Source organism: Kribbella shirazensis, from assembly GCF_011761605.1.
GTDB classification, from domain to species: Bacteria; Actinomycetota; Actinomycetes; order Propionibacteriales; family Kribbellaceae; genus Kribbella; species Kribbella shirazensis.
This window is the reverse complement of sequence record NZ_JAASRO010000001.1, coordinates 1,692,482-1,708,034: the sequence shown is the minus strand read 5'-3', so window position 1 is coordinate 1,708,034 and position 15,553 is coordinate 1,692,482. Positions and strand designations below refer to the sequence as shown.

Here is a 15,553-nt window from a genome sequence, read left to right as displayed (position 1 = left end):
CCGCAGGCCATCCCGATCGCGGCGCGTCCGCATCCCCGCGCTCTTCTGCCGCACCTGGCGTTCGATGCCGATCACCATCGACAGCACGAACGCGATCAGCAACAGCAGCAGCTCGGTCCAGGTGGTGGAAGTCGCAAGCTTCATGGATGTGGCTACGCCGAAACCAGTCCCGCCGGGTCCTTTCCGGTGAGGAAGGCAGCGACCGCCTCGGCGGCGATCGTGCCGGCTCGGTGTGCGGTCTGGCGGGTGGCGCCGGCCAGGTGGGGCGTCATCACGATGTTCGGGGCCGTGAGCAGCCGCGAATCCGCCGGCAGCGGTTCGGCCGGGAAGACGTCGAACGCCGCCGCTCCCAGCTGCCCCGACTCCAAGGCGTCCACGGTTGCTTCGTAGTCGAGTAACCCGCCACGAGCGGTGTTCACCAGTACGGCGCCGCGCGGCATCATCGCCAGCTGTGCGGCACCGATCATGCCGCGGGTCTGCTCGGTCAGCCGGGCATGCAGGCTCACCACGTCCGACCGTCGCAGCAACTCGTCGAGTTCCACCAGTTCGATGCCGTCCGGGGCCTCGTCGACGTACGGATCGGCGACCACGACCTGCGCGCCGAAGGCCAGCAGTACCCGGGCGACCCGCTGGCCGATCGCGCCGTACCCGATCAGCCCCACCGTCGACCCGTCGACCTCGACGCCGCACTCGTCGTACGCGTAGAGATCGGAGCGCCACTCGCCCTGCTCCAGCGTCCGTTGCAGCCGCGGAAGGTTGCGCAGGGCACCCATCATCAGCGCGATCGCGTGCTCGGCGGCCGCGACCGCGTTACGCCCGGGTGTCGACGCCACGGCGATCCCCCGTCGGGCCGCCGCGGCGACGTTCACGTTCACCGGTCCGCCGCGGCACACGACCAGGTAGCGCAGGTCCGGCGCGGCATCCAGGACCCGTTCGGTGAACGGGCCCATCTGGGTGACCGCGAGCTCGACCCCCGCCAGCGCTTCGATCAGCTGGTCCTCCGCGTCGCTCGCCTCGTCGACCTCGGCGACCCGGCCGTACGGCGTCAACGGCCAGGGCAGCGTGACCTCACGAAACTCGAACGCGACGTCCGGGACGGTGGACAGTGCCGAGGCGAGCAGTTCGTTGCGCACGAAGTGGTCGCCTGCGAGCAGCGTCTTGACGGTTCTCATCGGACTCCAGAGAAGGTAGGTGCTGGGTCGGACCAGCGCGGACGGGCTGACTCGATCCGGCGCAGGTAGTGGGCGTAGCCCTCGGCGTAGAACGTGGCGCGAGCCGGGTCGGGATCGACCTGGCGGGTCTCCGCGATCCACCCAATTCCGGCGCTGTCCGGATCGACAGCTCGGCGGGCGCAGATCACCGCACCCCGCGCGGCGACCTGCTCGGCCTCGGCGGTGTGCAGGGGCGCGTTCAGGACGTCGGCGAGGATCTGGGTCCACTCGTTGCTCCGGGCACCGCCGCCGCACACCGTGACGCGGCCGGTCCAGCCCGCCGCCTCCAGGCAGTGCCGGGCGGCGTAGGCGATGCCTTCGCAGGTCGCACGGACGAGGTCAGCTGTCGTCGTCGACAGCGAGATGCCGTCGATCGTTCCGCGGGCGCGGGTATCGACGAAGGGAGCCCGTTCGCCGGCCTCGGACAGGTAGGGCAGCACCGTCACGCCGGACGCACCGGGTGGGCTGTCCGCGAGCAGTGTCGGCAGTTGGTCGGTGCCGACGCCGACAAGGGCGAGGACGCGGTCGAGGGCCGCCGTGCCGACCATGGCGGGCATCGCGCGGAGCCAGACACCGGGCGTCCAGGTGCCGAGGAACAGGCCGGCCGGTTCACCGTCGACGGGCAAATCACGGGTGACGACCTGGCAGGCCAACGTCGTGCCGACCGTCAGCAGGGCGTCGCCGGGCTCAGTCACTCCGGCGCCTGCCGCCGCGGCCGGAAGGTCATACGGTCCCGCGGACACGCGGGTGCCGGCCACCAGGCCGGTCGAGTCGTCCCGCAGTTCACCCACAGGCCCGTGCGGGGCAACAGGCGCCAGCAGATGACTCACACCGGACAGCGCGGTCGCTGCCAACGCCTCTTCGTCGTACTCACCAGTCCTGGGATCAAGGAACGGTGCCGATGCGTCGGACACATCGGTCGCCCGTACGCCGGTCAACGCCTGCATCACCACGTCCTTGCAGTACGCCGCCGTACCCGCCCGCTCGACCACGTCGGGTTCCTCCGCGAGTACTGCAGCCAGCAGCGGACCGGACGCCCCCGGAAACATCCGGTTTCCGGAACGTCGGAACACGTGTTCCGCAACCCCGTCCGCCGTCCACCGCTCGAGGATCGGGCTGCTGCGCGCATCCAGCCACGAGATCGCCGGGCGTACCGGCGTACCGTCCGGATCGACCAGCCAGAGGCCGTCGCCCTGGGCGGTGATCGCGAGGACATCGGGCCGCGTTCCCACGGTGCCGGCCAGCTCACCGACGACCTCGTTGACCGAAGCAACTACTTCCGACGTCTCGTGCTCGAAGCGCCCAGGACTGCGATGCAACAACCTGGTCGGCCGGGAAGCCTCGGCCAGCGGGCGCCCGGCGGCGTCGAACGCGACGGCCTTGGTGACGGTGGTGCCTACGTCAACGCCGATGTCCATGCACTGCCCTCTCCTAACGCTCCACCTGAGGTGGAGCGTTCATAGTTCGGCGACCTCCACGGTCGCGCCGTGGTCGCGCAGTGGGTCGATCAGGTTCTTCGGGGTCTTCTCGTCGACGATCACCACGTCGAAGTCGGTCAGTGGAGCGAGCCGGTGCAGGGCGGTGCGCTGCAGTTTGGCGTGGTCGACCAGCAGCACCTTGGTCCTTGCCGAGCGCAGCATGGCCCGCTTCACCAGGACGATCTCCTCCTCCTGGTGGAAGGCGTGCGTCGACGACACCGCGGACACCGAGCAGAACAGCAGGTCGGTGTGCAGCGCCTCGACGGCCTCCGCGCACGGCATCCCGCCGAACGAGTCGTGGGTCGCCGAGTAGATCCCGCCGAGCGCCAGCAGCGTGATGTCGCGCAACTGCGCCAGCTTGGTGATGGCCGGCAGGAAGTTCGTTGCCACGGTCAACGGTGTGATGTCCTCGAACAGGTCGACCAGGGCCAGCGCACTGGTCGAGTCGTCGAGCATCACCGACATCCCCGGCTCGATCATCGCCCGCGCATGCCGGGCGATCGCGGCCTTCTCCGCGTGCGCGGTGTTCAGCCGGTACGCGACGTTGCTCTCGAACACGCTGGTCGGCTGCGCGCTGACACCGCCGCGGTACTTGCGCACCACGCCCTGCCGCTCGAGCTCGTCCAGGTCGCGGTGCACCGTCATCACGCTCACGCCGAACGCCTCGACCAGGTCGTTCGCCGAGACCGAGCCGTGTTTCACGACGTACGCCGCGATCTCGGCCTGGCGGCGCGCGGGCCGGCTCAGTTCGGTGGTGTCGCCGTCGACATCCGTTGTCATCCCAGGGTCTCCAAACGCAGAGGAGGAACGTTGTACGCCTCGAGACCCACTGTGCCGTCCTGCCACCGGAATCGCACCAGCGCCGCGGGACCGAGCGCAGGTAGCAGTCTGCGGTAGTCGTTCAGCCGCAGGCCGAGCACCCTGCACACGAGCAGCCGGATGAGCGTGTTGTGGGCGACGACCAGGACCTTCTGCCCCTGATGCCGCTGACCGATCTCGTCGAACACCTCGCGCACCCGGTCGGCCGCCTCGACGGGATCCTCGCCGTCGGGGAGATGGTCCCGGACCGGGTCGAGCTCGAACGCCTTCGCCACCGCGGGCGGCAGTTCGCTCAGCATCTTCCCCTCGGCGGCACCGAAGTCGACCTCGCGCAGCCTTGCGTCCAGCGTCGGCGTCAGGCCGAGCGCTTCCGCGGCCGGGGTGATCGTCTGCCGCGCGCGCAGCATCGGCGACGCCCACAACGCGTCCGGCGCGTAGCCATCGGCCCATTCCTTCAGCTGTTGCGCCTGCCGTACGCCGACCTCGTCGATCGGAAGGTCGGTGGAACCGGTGTACCGGTTGCCGTGGTGCCAGGCGGTCCGCCCATGACGGGCCAGCACGATCGTGGTCCTCATCCGCGGTACCCCCGTCGGTCGAGTTCGGCGACGAAAGCGCCGTACAGGTCGTCGAGCGGCCGGTCGCCCGGCTCGAGCACGCGATCCACGCGGACCATCCGCTGCGCCGTACCGGTGAGGTCGGCCCCACCGGAGGCGGCGAGCACCGCCATGCCGTACGCCGGATCCGGCACGGCCGGAAGCTCTACCGGCACGCCGAGAACGTCGGCGCGGAGCTGGTTCCAGTAGCCGCTGCGGGTCGCCCCGCCGGTGAGCGACACGGATCGGACCGGGTCGGCGCCGAGCGCCTCCAGGTGCTCGAACGCGAGCCGCTCGATGAAGGCAACGCCTTGGAGCACGGCGGCGTACGCGTGCAGGTCGTCAGGGGTGTCCCCGAGGGTGAAGCGCTCGGCCTGCGGAGCGACGAACGGGAATCGCTCGCCGGTCTTGGTGAGCGGATAGGTCACCGCGTCGACCGGGCCCAGCGCGCGGGCCGCGTGATCGAGAGCGTCGAGGTCGGCGTTCGGCAGCAGCTCGGTGAGTAGGCCGGCGCCGGTGCTGGACGCGCCGCCCGGCAGCCAGCCGCCGTCGGGGTGGCGATGGCTGTAGACGGCGCCGGTGGGATCAGTGATGAGGTCGTCGCTGACACCTTTCAGGACGAGCGTCGTACCGAGGACCGAGTTCCACGCGCCGGGAGTGAGGGCGCCGGCGGCGATCTGCGCGGCGCAGCCGTCGGTCATCCCGGCGTAGACGGGGACGCCCTGCGGCGTGCGGCCGAGCTCGGCGCCGGGGCGGACGACCTCGGGGAACGCGGCGAGCGGCAGGCCGAGTTTGTCGAAGGCCGCGGCCGGCCAGGATTCGGCGACCAGGTCGTAGCCCGTCTTGAGCGCGTGGCTGGTGTCGGTCGCGACCGGGTGGCCGACGAGGTGGGCCGCGACGAAGTCGGCGCTGTGGACGACCCGCCGATCGGTGAGGTCGAGATCGAGGATCTTCGGGAGTGCCCAGGTGGGTTGCATGCTCGTCGCCCAGCGATCCGGATCGGCGTCCACGATCTGGTCGCGACGGGCGGCCGCGCGCGCGTCGTCGTACATCAAGGCCGTGGTGACGGGGCGGCCGGACCGGTCGGTCAGCAGGAAGGTGCCGGAGGTCGAGCAGATCGCGATGCCCTCGAGCTCGGCGGCTCCGACGTCGGCGAGGACGGCGTCGACGGCGGTCAGCCAGGACTGCGGGTTCTGCTCGTGCCGTACGCCGTCACGGTGGCTGCTGAGCGGGCGCGTTGCACGGGACAGCACGCGCCCCTTGGCATCGGCCAGCACGGCCCGCACACTTTGCGTGCCGAGGTCGAGCCCGATCCAGCCCACGAAGCGCCTCCCAAATGCGTGTTATCTACATTGATAACATAACACCAGAAGACGATAAGAACGCGCCACCCCTGGCCGGAGCTGGACACGAAACGGCTCCCGCACGCTGGTCAGCCTGCGGGAGCCCGGGTACGACTGTCGATCAGGAGTGCATCAGCACCAGGGCCGGGTCGACCGTGGCCAGCTCGAGGCGGCCGGCGTCGACGGCGCCGTACGCCCCGATCGGGCCGCTACTGCGGCGGCCGGTGCGACCGAGCCAGAACCGCCAGCCCGCGGGCGCCTCGGGCCAGGCCGGATCCGGCGTCCAGCCGACCGGCGGCCGCCAGCTGTCACTCGGCGGCTCGGGCCAGTCGGGTGGCGGGTTGAACTTGTGCATGGCGGTCCTCCGGCGTCCCCAGCGATCCACTGACGGGTGAACTGTCTGACGGATCAACGATTCCGGCACGCCGGATGTCACGGCTAAATCTTCGTAAAGTTTCACCCGGCGTACGGCGACCATCCCACCATCGAAACCGCGCCCCGGCAACGGTCCTCTCACCTGCCGGACTGCATGTGCATCCGCACCAGCATCTGCCGCCCCATCCACAACCGACCCCCACAGTTGTCCACAGCAACTGCCCACCTATCCACAGCCCACCAGAGTTATCCACAAGCAACCGTGTGGACTACTCGCAGGCCACACCGTCGTCGTCACGGTCGAGGTGCCCGCCGTACCCGGGATCACCGCGGTGCAACGGCGCCTTCCCCGCGGCGCGGACGGCTGTGCAGTTGGCGTAGTACACGGTGGTCTCCGGAGCGCTCGTCTGCTTCGGCGCTGCGGTTGCGGTCTTCCGCACCAGTGGCACCGGCGCTGTGGTCCGAGTGGTTGTGGTGCTGCTCCGCGGCGCCGGGACGGTCACCGTGCGCGCAGGCAACGGGGCCTGCGTCACCGTTGCCGTCGGACCTGGAACGGTCTGCTGCACCGTGACGGCCGGGCCGGGAACGGTCACGGTTGTCGTCGGTCCGGGCGCCGTGACCTCCGCGGCCGGGGCCGATGACACGGCCGTCGGTGTGTTGCTCTCGCCGATCGCCCCCACGATCACGAGGAACGCGATCGCGCCGGCGGCCCATGCGGCCACCAGTTTCACGGGCGGCTCGGCGCCGTAACGCCCGTACGGCCCGCGCGCCCGCCGCCCACGCGGGTTCAGCCAGAACGCCCAGCCGGGTGGTGGAGCCGGCCAGGACGGGTCCGGTTGCCATCCGGGCGGTGGACGCCAGTCGGTTGTCGGTGGTGCCGGCCAGCCCGGCGGTGAGTTGAAAGTTGCCATGGTGAGTTCCCCCCTCGGGGGTACATCCGTTCACCGTGACGATGCGTTACAGACTGCTCAGTCGGTCGTCGACGCGGTGGTGGTCGACGAGGGACCGGGTGAGGGTGTGGCCGAGGGAGCGGTAGGCCTCGAAGTCCCATTCGTCGTAGAACTGGTCGCCGGTGGTGCGGCGGGGGAAGTCGGTGTGTTCGGCGGCGTACTGCTCGAGGTCCCAGTCGAGCTGGCCGGCCAGGACGGCCTTCACGAAGAAGATCTCGGTCTTGTACGGCTTCTCCTCGTCGTCCTCGAGCGGGTGGGTGGCGATGCCGTAGGCCCAGGCGCGGTCGGCGCGCGGCTTGGTGCCGCGGATCATCGGCGACGGGTCGATGTTCACCTCGATGCCGTGGTCCATCCGGGCCGTCGCGATCGCCTCGGCGAGCGCGGTGAACCGGTCCTCGGCGTCGTTCGACGCGTCGATCACGATCACCTGCGCGGGCTTGCGGCGGAGCGCCTCGACCAGGCCGAGGTTGTCGTAGTGCCCGCCGTCGGTGACGTAGATCCGGCGCTCGTACATCGACGGCGACCCGACCGCCTCGTGCAGCAGCCGGTACGGACCGGGCTTGTCGATCACGCTGCCGACGTACCGCCGGAGCTTCGGGACGAACCCGTGCCGGTCCGGGAACGACGGCTCGCCGCGGTTGTTCCAGTACGGGTTCGGCAGCCACACGCCGAGGCGCGCGTTGAGGACGGCGAGCAGCAGCCGCACCGGCCGCGTCCGCTCGTTCACCCGCCCGGTCAGCGGACTGAACGCGGCCCCGCTGATCGCCATCGCCGCCGGCACCGTGACCTCACGCTTGAGTACGTCGGCCTCGCGCTCGTAGTCGGCCGTCTCGCGCTGCCCGCCGTCCGGCAGCGACCGGTCCCCGACGATGCCGATCTGCGCGGGGTCGAAGACGAACGGCACGCAGTCGCGCTGCGTCGGCACGAAGTCCGGATCGTCCACGTTCGCGACGCCGGCGATGACGAGCTGCGGGCCGCCGTCGTTCGGCTTCGCCCAGTCCGAGTACCGCAGCCGCAGGTGGTAGTCGAGGGCGACCGCGGCGCCGTTGTCCTGCCGCTTCACCAGGAACGCGCGCGACAGCCGCTCGCGGTAGAAGGAGTGCAGCGAGGTCCGGTTCGCGTCGGTGAGCACCTTGATGGCGAGGGCGATCGCGACCAGGACCAGCGCGACGTTCCAGTCCTTCTGGTACGTCGTGTCGGTCGCGTACCCGCCCGTCCAGCGCAGCAGCGCGATGACCGCGGCGATCACGATGACGGTGCTGCCCGCCCACGGCGCGAGCTTGGTCCGGGCGAACACCAGCAGCCGCGCGCGCAACCCGGTCGCCGCCTTGCCCTCGACGGTCAGCCCGTTCCACACCGACTTGCCGAGCCCGATCAGCACGACGACCAGCGCGCCGAACGACGCGACCCCTTGTTTCGTTGGATCGACCAACGCCAGCAGCAGGGACGGGAGGCTGGGCTGGTCGGCCGAGTCATCGGGGATCTTTCCCAGCAGATAAAGGCCTCCGGGGACACCGAGCAGCAGGACGGCGACCGGTACGCCGTACCGCAACGTCACGTTGCCGACCGTGGTGAGGATGGTGCGGACGACGTCCGGCATCCGCGCCCAGCGGTCCCAGACCTTCTCGATCAGGAACATCAGCGCGCTTACCGCGACCAGCGTCACGGACATGCCGACGAAGGACCAGGAATCGTTCGGCAGCCAGTCCACCTGGAGGTCGGGCGTGATCACCTTCTGGTCGGCGAGGAACCAGCCGAGCACCCACGCGACCGCCCGCAGCACGATGCCGATCAGCAACAGGTTCACGATCAGGCCGAAGAGCACCGACAACGCGGCGCGGAACATCGCGCGGCCGCCGGACAGCAGGTAGCGGGTCTGGCGGCGCAGCCGCGCCAGCTCGGGTGATCCGGGCGAGAACGGGTCGGTGCAGGTACGACGCAGTACATGGAAGGCGGCCGCCATGTAGCCGCCGCCGCTCACGCCGATCACGGTCGACGCCTTGTCGTACAGGCCGCGGTCGCAGAGCAACTGCAGCGCGCCGAGGCAGAACGACGCCGAGCGGATCCCGCCGCCGGAGCAGGTGATGACGAGCCGGCCGGCGTCCTTGTCGTCGCGCTTCGATCGCCGGAACGTCGCGGGCGGTGTCGGCTGTACGCCGTACCAGGTCTGCTGACCGAAGCGGCTCGACGCGAGCAGGCTGACCGCGAGCATCAGCGCGCCGGCCAGCCACACGGCACGCATCAGCCAGGTGAGCCATCCCGCGGAGAGGTCCGCGCACGGGGCGGATCCGAAGTCGCTCCAGAGGCGGAGGCCCTCGAGGCCGTCCAGCAGCGCGGCGACGAGGACGACCCACGACCCGGCGGCGGCGGCCCGCGGCCAGGACTGGTGGTTCAGGAACTTGACGTACTTGTACGCGCGGTACGCCGCGTAGACGTAGGCCGTCGCGAAGGCAGCGTCGACGAGGATCGACAGCCGGCCTGGTACCTCGCAGTCGAGTGGCGAGCCCGCCGCGTCGTGGACCGCGGCACGCATCGGCACCTGCACGATCGCGAGCACGATGGCGAGTTGGAGGGTCCTGGTGAAGGTCCGGCGCCGACCGACCTGCTCGATCGTGGCCGCGCCCCTGGTGCCGTCCGATTCCCCGAGCATCGCCCCATCATGCCGGGCCTCGGGTCTACGCGACCTGGGTCTGCGTCTCGCTGATGCGGTGCAGGGAGGTGCCTGCGGCGAGGTGCTGGTCGAGGGCAGCGAGCTGCGAGCAGGCGAGGGCGATCGCCTCGGCCTGCGTGCGGCAGTCTGCGTACCAGAAGGGGTCGTCCGGCTGCCGGTCGTCGGCGTCGTCGATGTCGGCGTACCAGCAGTCGTGCCGGTAGTGCACGACCCGCACCTTGAGCTTCATGTGCGGTACGACGCCGCACCCCGGCGCGGGGTTCCGGGAGGGCGGATCGTTCGATCCTGGTGTGAACCGTTTACAACGATGGTAAAGAGACGGTACAACCGAAGGCGAGACCGGTCCGCCCCCCAGGTTTCGAGAGGTGTGTCATGAGGTTCTTCCGTGCCGCCCTGATCACGATGGCCGCCGTACTGCTCACCGGCGTACTGGCGTCGACCGCCCCAGCAGCCGAGCCGCAGGAGATGGCAGTGACGTCCCAGACGTTCCGCAACCCGGTGAATCCGTCGGCCGATCCGTCGCTGATGTTCTACAACGGCAAGTACTACGTCGCGACCACCCGCGGCGACCGGATCGGGATCTGGTCGTCGACCAGCCTGGCGACGCTGCTCGTGCAACCGGAACAGGTGGTGTGGCGGGACTCCGACCCGAGCCGCAACACGCAGATGTGGGCACCCGCGTTCCGGCACGTCGGAAACCGTTGGTACATCTACTACACGGCCTCCGACGGTGTGGACGCCAACCACCGGATGTACGTCCTCGAGTCGGCCGGCGACGACCCGCTCGGGCCGTACACGTTCAAGGCGAAGATCGCGGACTTCGGCGAGTACGCGATCGACGGCGAGCCGATCACGGTCAACGGGCAGCAGTACTTCGTCTGGACCGGCCCGGGCCGCGGTCAGGGCGGACCGGCGCAGCTGTACATCGTCCGGATGAGCAACCCGTGGACGGCGACCGGCGGCCGCGTCGCGATCCCGGCGGACGGCGGTTGCACCGAGGTCCGTGAGGGGCCGACCCCGCTGTACGGCGCGACGCGCACGTTCCTGACCTACTCGACCTGCGACACCGGCAAGCCGGACTACCAGCTGTGGATGAAGAGCATCGCGAACGGCGCCGACCCGATGGTCGCGTCGAACTGGGTGCAGCACCCCGGCCCGATCTTCTCCCGCAACGACACGACCGGTGTGTGGGGTCCGGGGCACCACTCGTTCTTCAAGTCACCCGACGGGACGCAGGACTGGATCGCGTACCACGGCAAGAACACCAGCACCTACACGTACTCGTTCCGCACGACACGTGCACAGAAGATCGACTGGAACGCGGACGGTACGCCGAACCTCGGCAGCCCGCTCGCGGCCGGCGCCACGCAGAACCTGCCGTCGGGTGACCCGGGCTCGTCGAACTACTGGATCAACGACACCGACGCCGCGGTCACCTACACCGGCGCGTGGAGCTCTGGCTCCGGCTGCGGCAACCAGTGCTTCTGGGGCAACGACCACTGGAGCTGGGAGCCCAACGCGACCGCGACCATCACCTTCACCGGCAGCCGCGCGGCATTGCTGAGCGTGGCCGACAAGGGCAACGGGATCGCCGCCATCTCGGTCGACGGCGGCCCCGAACAACGCATCGACTACTACAGCTCGATCCGCGTGGGCGAGCAACTGATGTACGTCACCCCGACCTTGCCTGCCGGCCAGCACACCCTGCGTGTGCGCGTAACCGGCGACAAGAACCCAGCCTCCACCAGCGCGGTGATCAGCCTGGACCGGATCGAGGTCTACTGACACTCTGTCGCGGTGAACCGCGAAGAACTCCACCAGCTGATCACCTCGGCAGGCGGGTGCTGGTGGAGGCCAGTCCGCTCGATCGAGTCTGGGGCATTGGTCTGGCGGCCGACGACCCGCGAGCGGTGGACCCCACCGCTCGGCGGGGTCTCAACCTGCTCGGCTTCGCGCTGATGGAGGCGCGTGATCGTCTCAGTGGAACGTCTTGACGACGGTTCGGCCGTTGATCATGACGAGGTGGCCGTCGTCGCGGAGTTGGAGGACGCTGCCGTCGCGGCGGGTCTCGTAGAACCAGGTGATGTCGCCGTCCTTGTTCACGGTGTAGAACGCGCCGTTCGGGCCGACCCAGCCGTACGACTCCGGCCAGGTGTTCTTCACGCCGGTGCTCCACAGGGCGCTGGTGCCGTTCTTGTACAGCACCAGGTTGCCGGTGGTCAGGAACTTGAGCGTGTAGACCCGGTTGACGGAGTACATGATCACTTCGCGCCCGGCCGGGTCCGGCGCGTGCAGCTTGCTCTGCGGCATCAGCGTGCCGATGACCATGTGCCGGTTCCAGACCGCCTTGCCGCGGGTGTTGTAGATCGCCAGGTTCCCATTGTCCGGTAGCACCAGCTTGGCGCCGGCGCTCCTGATACCCATCGACCAGACCTTCGTCCGGCCGTAGATGATCTGCAGCGTGCCCTCCGTACCCATCACCAGCACGGAGCCGGGGCGCCAGGTGCCGGAGCTCCACAACGGCAACGACACCCCGCGCTGGAACAGCTTCACATCACCACGCGGCTGCATGATCAGCGTGAAGACCCCGCTCCGCGACCGGATGTACTGACCGGACATCAGCTTCTGTCCCGGAAGCAACGTGTCCGCGACCGCCACGGCGCGCGCCTCAGCCGGCGCACTACCGAGCACCACGACCCCACCCAACATCGTCCCGACAGCCAGAACGCCGGCCAACCAACGACGTACCATCCCGCTCCCCCTCTGTTCGACTGTGCGGTCCAGTGTGCATCGCCGCGAGGGCAACCCAGTGCAGTCAGCGGCCCCGTGCGACGCAGTGATCTGCAGCTCGACAGGACGTGTCGCGCGGCTGTGTAGTGCACTCCCGCGTCACCGCGTGAACGTGTACATCGTCTCGCAGCGCACTACCTGTCCAGCTGCCGTACGGCGCCGGGATGGTGCCGATCGACAGGACGTGTAGGCCCATTGCCCGGTGACCCGGTCGGCTGCTCCGCGTGCGGTCGGCGGCGGTGGATGTCTACCTCCTGTCCGTGGGTACCTCGGGGGTCATCCCTTCAGGCCGGAGGCGAATCCGCGGATCACGTAGCGCTGGAGGAAGAGGAACAGCAGCAGGATGGGGAGTGCCGCGAGGATCAGTCCGGCGGCCACGAGGCCGTAGTTCGACGTGTATTGGTTGACGAACGCGAACACCCGGACCGGCACGGTTTCGTGCCCTGAACCGCCGAGATAGAGCAGCGGCGTGAAGAAGTCGTTCCAGATCTGTACGGCGTTGAGGATCAGGACCGTGCCCGTGATCGGCCGGAGCAGCGGGAAGATCACGTGCGCGAAGGCCTGCAGGTGCGACGCGCCGTCGATCAGCGCGGCGTTCGTGTAGTCGGCCGGCAGCGAGCGGATGAATCCGGTGTAGAGGAAGACCGTGAACGGAAGCTGGATCCCTGTATAGAACAGGATCATCCCTTGGTACGTCCCGAGCAGCCCGAGGTCGTCGACCAGTTGGTACAGCGGGATCATCCCGAGTTGGAACGGCAGGATGATCCCGACCAGGAACAGGATGTAGAGGCTGTAGCTCAACCGGGTCGCCGTACGGGCCAGGAAATACGCCGCCAGCGAGCCGAGCGCGATCAGCAACAGCACGCTCGCGACGGTGATCAGGGTGCTGTTCAGCAACGCCGAGTCGAGTCCGGCCGAGCGCCACGCCTCGCCGAAGCTGCTCACGCTCGGCGGTGACGGCAGCGACAACGGCTCGTTCGCGATCTGCTGCTGATCCTTGAACGCCAACGTCACCAGGACGTACACCGGGAAGAGGAACCCGACCGCGACGGCGATCATGACCAGCTCGAGCAGGAACGTCCGCGGACGGTACTTCATGCCGTCGTCTCCCTCGACCTCAGGTATCCGATCTGCAGGAACGACACCGCCGCGACGAAGACCGCCAGGACCAGCGCGACCGCAGTGCTGTACCCGAACTTCCCGAACACGAACGCCTGCTTGTACAGCACCGTCGACAACGTGTCCGTGGCGTACCCCGGTCCGCCGTTCGTCATCGCGATGATCTGGGTGAACAACGTCAGCCCGCCGACCGTCGAGAGCATCACGTTGATGGTGACGGCCGGGGCGAGCAGCGGCCAGGTGATATGCCGGAAGCGCGCGACCGTCCCGGCGCCGTCCACCATCGCGGACTCGTGCAACTCGGCCGGGACCCCTTCGAGCCCGGCCAGGAAGATCACCATCGAGTACCCGGCGCACTGCCAGATCACCGTGAACGCGACCGACCACAGTGCGATCGACGGGTTGCCCAGCCAGTCCTGGCGCAGCGACCCGAGCCCGACCGCGCCCAGCGCCGCGTTCAGTCCCGCGTCCGGCGCCGGGTTGTAGACGAACTTCCACAGGAACGACACCATCACCGGACTCACCACGACCGGTGCGAAGAACACCAGCCGCAACATCAGCCGGCTCTTGATCCCGGTGTGGACGCCGAGGGCGAGCAGCAACCCGAGCGCGTTCTGCACCACGACGATCGCGACCGTCAACAGCAGCGTGTTGCGCAGCGCCCCGAGCGCCTGGTCGTCGCGCAGCAGTTGCTTGAAGTTGTCCGCGCCCACAAACGACTTGGCCTCGCCGATCCCCGACCAGTCCGTGAACGCCGACCCCGCGCCGGCGATGCTCGGGTACAGCACCACCAGGGCGTAGACCAGGATCGCCGGCACCGCGAACCACCACGGCGGCACGATCCCGCCGCGCCGCCGGGTCCGCCGCGCGACCTCCGGCCGGGCCGCGGCCACCGAGGCCGTCACGCGCCCTTCCGGTAGGCCTCGTCCATCTTCTTCAGGGCGTCCTGCACCGTGGTCTTCCCGCCGAGCAGCTGCTGTACGACGGCGAAGTGGGTCGGCTGTACTTCGGCGTTCGGCCAGCGCTGGTCCATGAACGGGACCGCCTTGTTCGCCTTCAGGTTCGGCAGGAACGAGGTCAGCGCGGGATCGACCTTCGCGTCGCCGTACAGCGGAACGCAGGAGACGGCCTCGGCCCAGGTGTTCAGGTTCTCCTGCTGACCGCAGTAGTCGAGGAACGACTTCGCCTGATCAGCCTGCTTGCTCTTCGCGCTCACCGCGATCCCGACCACCACGCCGGCCGGGATCCAGTTGTCGGCGGCAACGTCCGTGGCCGGGAACGGGAACATCGACAGGTCGTCCGGCGACGGCGCCGCGGCCCGGAACGCGGACAGCACCGCGGACACCTGGACCGCCATCGCGGCCTTGCCGGTGCCGACCATCGAGGTGGCCTGCTCGTACGTCGTACCGTTCGGGTTGTCGTTGAAGAAGCCCTTCTTCTGCAGCTCGAGGTACTTGTCCATCGCGTCGGCCCAGCCGGAGTCCGCGAACGAGGCCTGGCCGGCACTCATCTTGTCGTCGAAGTCGGGCGTCTTGGCGTAGACCGTGCCCGGGACCAGCGCGTACGGGATCAGCTGGGTGATCCACGGGGTCTGCGCGCCGACGGCGATCGGCACGATGCCCTTCTTCTTCAGCTTGTCGCAGACCGCCAGCAGCTCCGACCAGGTGGTCGGCGGCTCGACGCCGGCGGTCGCGAACGCCTTCTTGTTGTAGATCGCGCCGAGCATGCTGGAGCCGGGCGAGAAGATGTACGTCTTGCCGTCGTGCTGGAAGGCGCCCTTGAACCCGGCCGGGACCTTCTGCGTCCAGGACTGGCTGCTGAGGTCGGTGAGCAGCCCGGCCTTGCCCAGCTGGGCCATCGACATCGCGCTGCCGTTGCCCGGGTACACGACATGGACGTCGGGCGCGTTGCCGCCGCCGAGCTGCGTGCGGAGCGCGGTCTGCACCTGGTCCGCGGGCGCGAACGACAGGTTGAAGTCGAATCCCGAGTGCGACGCCTTGTACGCGTCGAGCACCTTCCGCAGGCCGGCCTCCTGGTCGCCGACGCCGATCACCTTCAGCGTGCCGCCGGACGACGACGAGCCGCCGTCTCCGCCACAGGCCGACAGGGAGCCGGCCACGGTGGCGGTGACCGTGGCGCCTCCGACCAACTGCAGGAGCCGCCGACGACTGACGGATCGATCGAGTGTCATGGTTCCTCCTGAG

At 69.1% G+C, this 15,553-nt stretch carries 15 protein-coding genes; 2 read left to right on the top strand and 13 right to left on the bottom strand.

Annotated elements, in window-relative coordinates; all coding sequences use genetic code 11:
• Window positions 1-152: 152 nt before the first annotated feature.
• The 9 genes from BJY22_RS08375 to BJY22_RS08330 form a co-directional block, all read right to left on the bottom strand.
• Entirely contained in the window at window positions 153-1,172 is a 1,020-nt protein-coding gene (locus BJY22_RS08375; protein WP_167205012.1) for a 2-hydroxyacid dehydrogenase, read from the bottom strand.
• Window positions 1,169-2,629 carry an FGGY-family carbohydrate kinase gene (locus BJY22_RS08370; protein WP_167205010.1) on the bottom strand — a complete coding sequence of 487 codons (1,461 nt, stop codon included), beginning with the start codon at window positions 2,627-2,629 and terminating at the stop codon, window positions 1,169-1,171. Before BJY22_RS08370 ends, BJY22_RS08375 begins: the two co-directional genes overlap by 4 nt.
• 39 nt (window positions 2,630-2,668) lie before the next feature.
• Complete coding sequence (locus BJY22_RS08365) at window positions 2,669-3,469, bottom strand: DeoR/GlpR family DNA-binding transcription regulator (RefSeq protein WP_167205008.1); 801 nt, start codon at window positions 3,467-3,469, stop codon at window positions 2,669-2,671.
• Entirely contained in the window at window positions 3,466-4,083 is a 618-nt protein-coding gene (locus BJY22_RS08360; RefSeq protein WP_167205005.1) for a histidine phosphatase family protein, read from the bottom strand. Before BJY22_RS08360 ends, BJY22_RS08365 begins: the two co-directional genes overlap by 4 nt.
• On the bottom strand, window positions 4,080-5,423 hold the full coding sequence (locus BJY22_RS42870) for an FGGY-family carbohydrate kinase (RefSeq protein ID WP_167205003.1): 1,344 nt from the start codon (window positions 5,421-5,423) through the stop codon (window positions 4,080-4,082). Before BJY22_RS42870 ends, BJY22_RS08360 begins: the two co-directional genes overlap by 4 nt.
• Window positions 5,424-5,565: 142 nt before the next feature.
• The gene (locus BJY22_RS40980; protein ID WP_202891032.1) at window positions 5,566-5,799 is read right to left on the bottom strand and encodes a hypothetical protein; all 234 of its coding nucleotides are present in this window, start codon (window positions 5,797-5,799) and stop codon (window positions 5,566-5,568) included.
• Between the two features lie 289 nt (window positions 5,800-6,088).
• The gene (locus tag BJY22_RS08345; protein ID WP_238350317.1) at window positions 6,089-6,730 is read right to left on the bottom strand and encodes an excalibur calcium-binding domain-containing protein; all 642 of its coding nucleotides are present in this window, start codon (window positions 6,728-6,730) and stop codon (window positions 6,089-6,091) included.
• 46 nt (window positions 6,731-6,776) lie between these two features.
• The gene (locus tag BJY22_RS08335; RefSeq protein WP_167205001.1) at window positions 6,777-9,419 is read right to left on the bottom strand and encodes a patatin-like phospholipase domain-containing protein; all 2,643 of its coding nucleotides are present in this window, start codon (window positions 9,417-9,419) and stop codon (window positions 6,777-6,779) included.
• A gap of 25 nt (window positions 9,420-9,444) precedes the next feature.
• Window positions 9,445-9,669: a hypothetical protein gene (locus BJY22_RS08330; RefSeq protein ID WP_167205000.1), complete on the bottom strand. Its 225-nt coding sequence runs from the start codon at window positions 9,667-9,669 to the stop codon at window positions 9,445-9,447.
• A gap of 143 nt (window positions 9,670-9,812) precedes the next feature.
• On the opposite strand from BJY22_RS08330, the gene BJY22_RS08325 reads away from it, so the two are divergent.
• Together BJY22_RS08325 and BJY22_RS41475 are read left to right on the top strand one after the other, a co-directional pair.
• On the top strand, window positions 9,813-11,225 hold the full coding sequence (locus BJY22_RS08325; protein WP_167204998.1) for a family 43 glycosylhydrolase: 1,413 nt from the start codon (window positions 9,813-9,815) through the stop codon (window positions 11,223-11,225).
• A gap of 56 nt (window positions 11,226-11,281) precedes the next feature.
• On the top strand, window positions 11,282-11,434 hold the full coding sequence (locus BJY22_RS41475) for an NADAR domain-containing protein (protein WP_337758372.1): 153 nt from the start codon (window positions 11,282-11,284) through the stop codon (window positions 11,432-11,434).
• On the opposite strand, the gene BJY22_RS08315 is transcribed toward BJY22_RS41475, so the two are convergent.
• The 4 genes from BJY22_RS08315 to BJY22_RS08300 all read right to left on the bottom strand — a co-directional run bounded on the left by BJY22_RS08315 (window position 11,418) and on the right by BJY22_RS08300 (window position 15,540).
• Window positions 11,418-12,134 carry a hypothetical protein gene (locus tag BJY22_RS08315; RefSeq protein WP_238350316.1) on the bottom strand — a complete coding sequence of 239 codons (717 nt, stop codon included), beginning with the start codon at window positions 12,132-12,134 and terminating at the stop codon, window positions 11,418-11,420. The genes BJY22_RS41475 and BJY22_RS08315 overlap by 17 nt on opposite strands.
• A gap of 372 nt (window positions 12,135-12,506) precedes the next feature.
• Complete coding sequence (locus BJY22_RS08310) at window positions 12,507-13,328, bottom strand: carbohydrate ABC transporter permease (RefSeq protein ID WP_167204994.1); 822 nt, start codon at window positions 13,326-13,328, stop codon at window positions 12,507-12,509.
• A complete protein-coding gene (locus tag BJY22_RS41470; RefSeq protein WP_167204992.1) occupies window positions 13,325-14,254 on the bottom strand; it encodes an ABC transporter permease subunit in 930 nt (309 codons plus the stop codon). Before BJY22_RS41470 ends, BJY22_RS08310 begins: the two co-directional genes overlap by 4 nt.
• Window positions 14,251-15,540: an ABC transporter substrate-binding protein gene (locus tag BJY22_RS08300; RefSeq protein ID WP_167204990.1), complete on the bottom strand. Its 1,290-nt coding sequence runs from the start codon at window positions 15,538-15,540 to the stop codon at window positions 14,251-14,253. Before BJY22_RS08300 ends, BJY22_RS41470 begins: the two co-directional genes overlap by 4 nt.
• Between the last annotated feature and the right edge of the window lie 13 nt (window positions 15,541-15,553).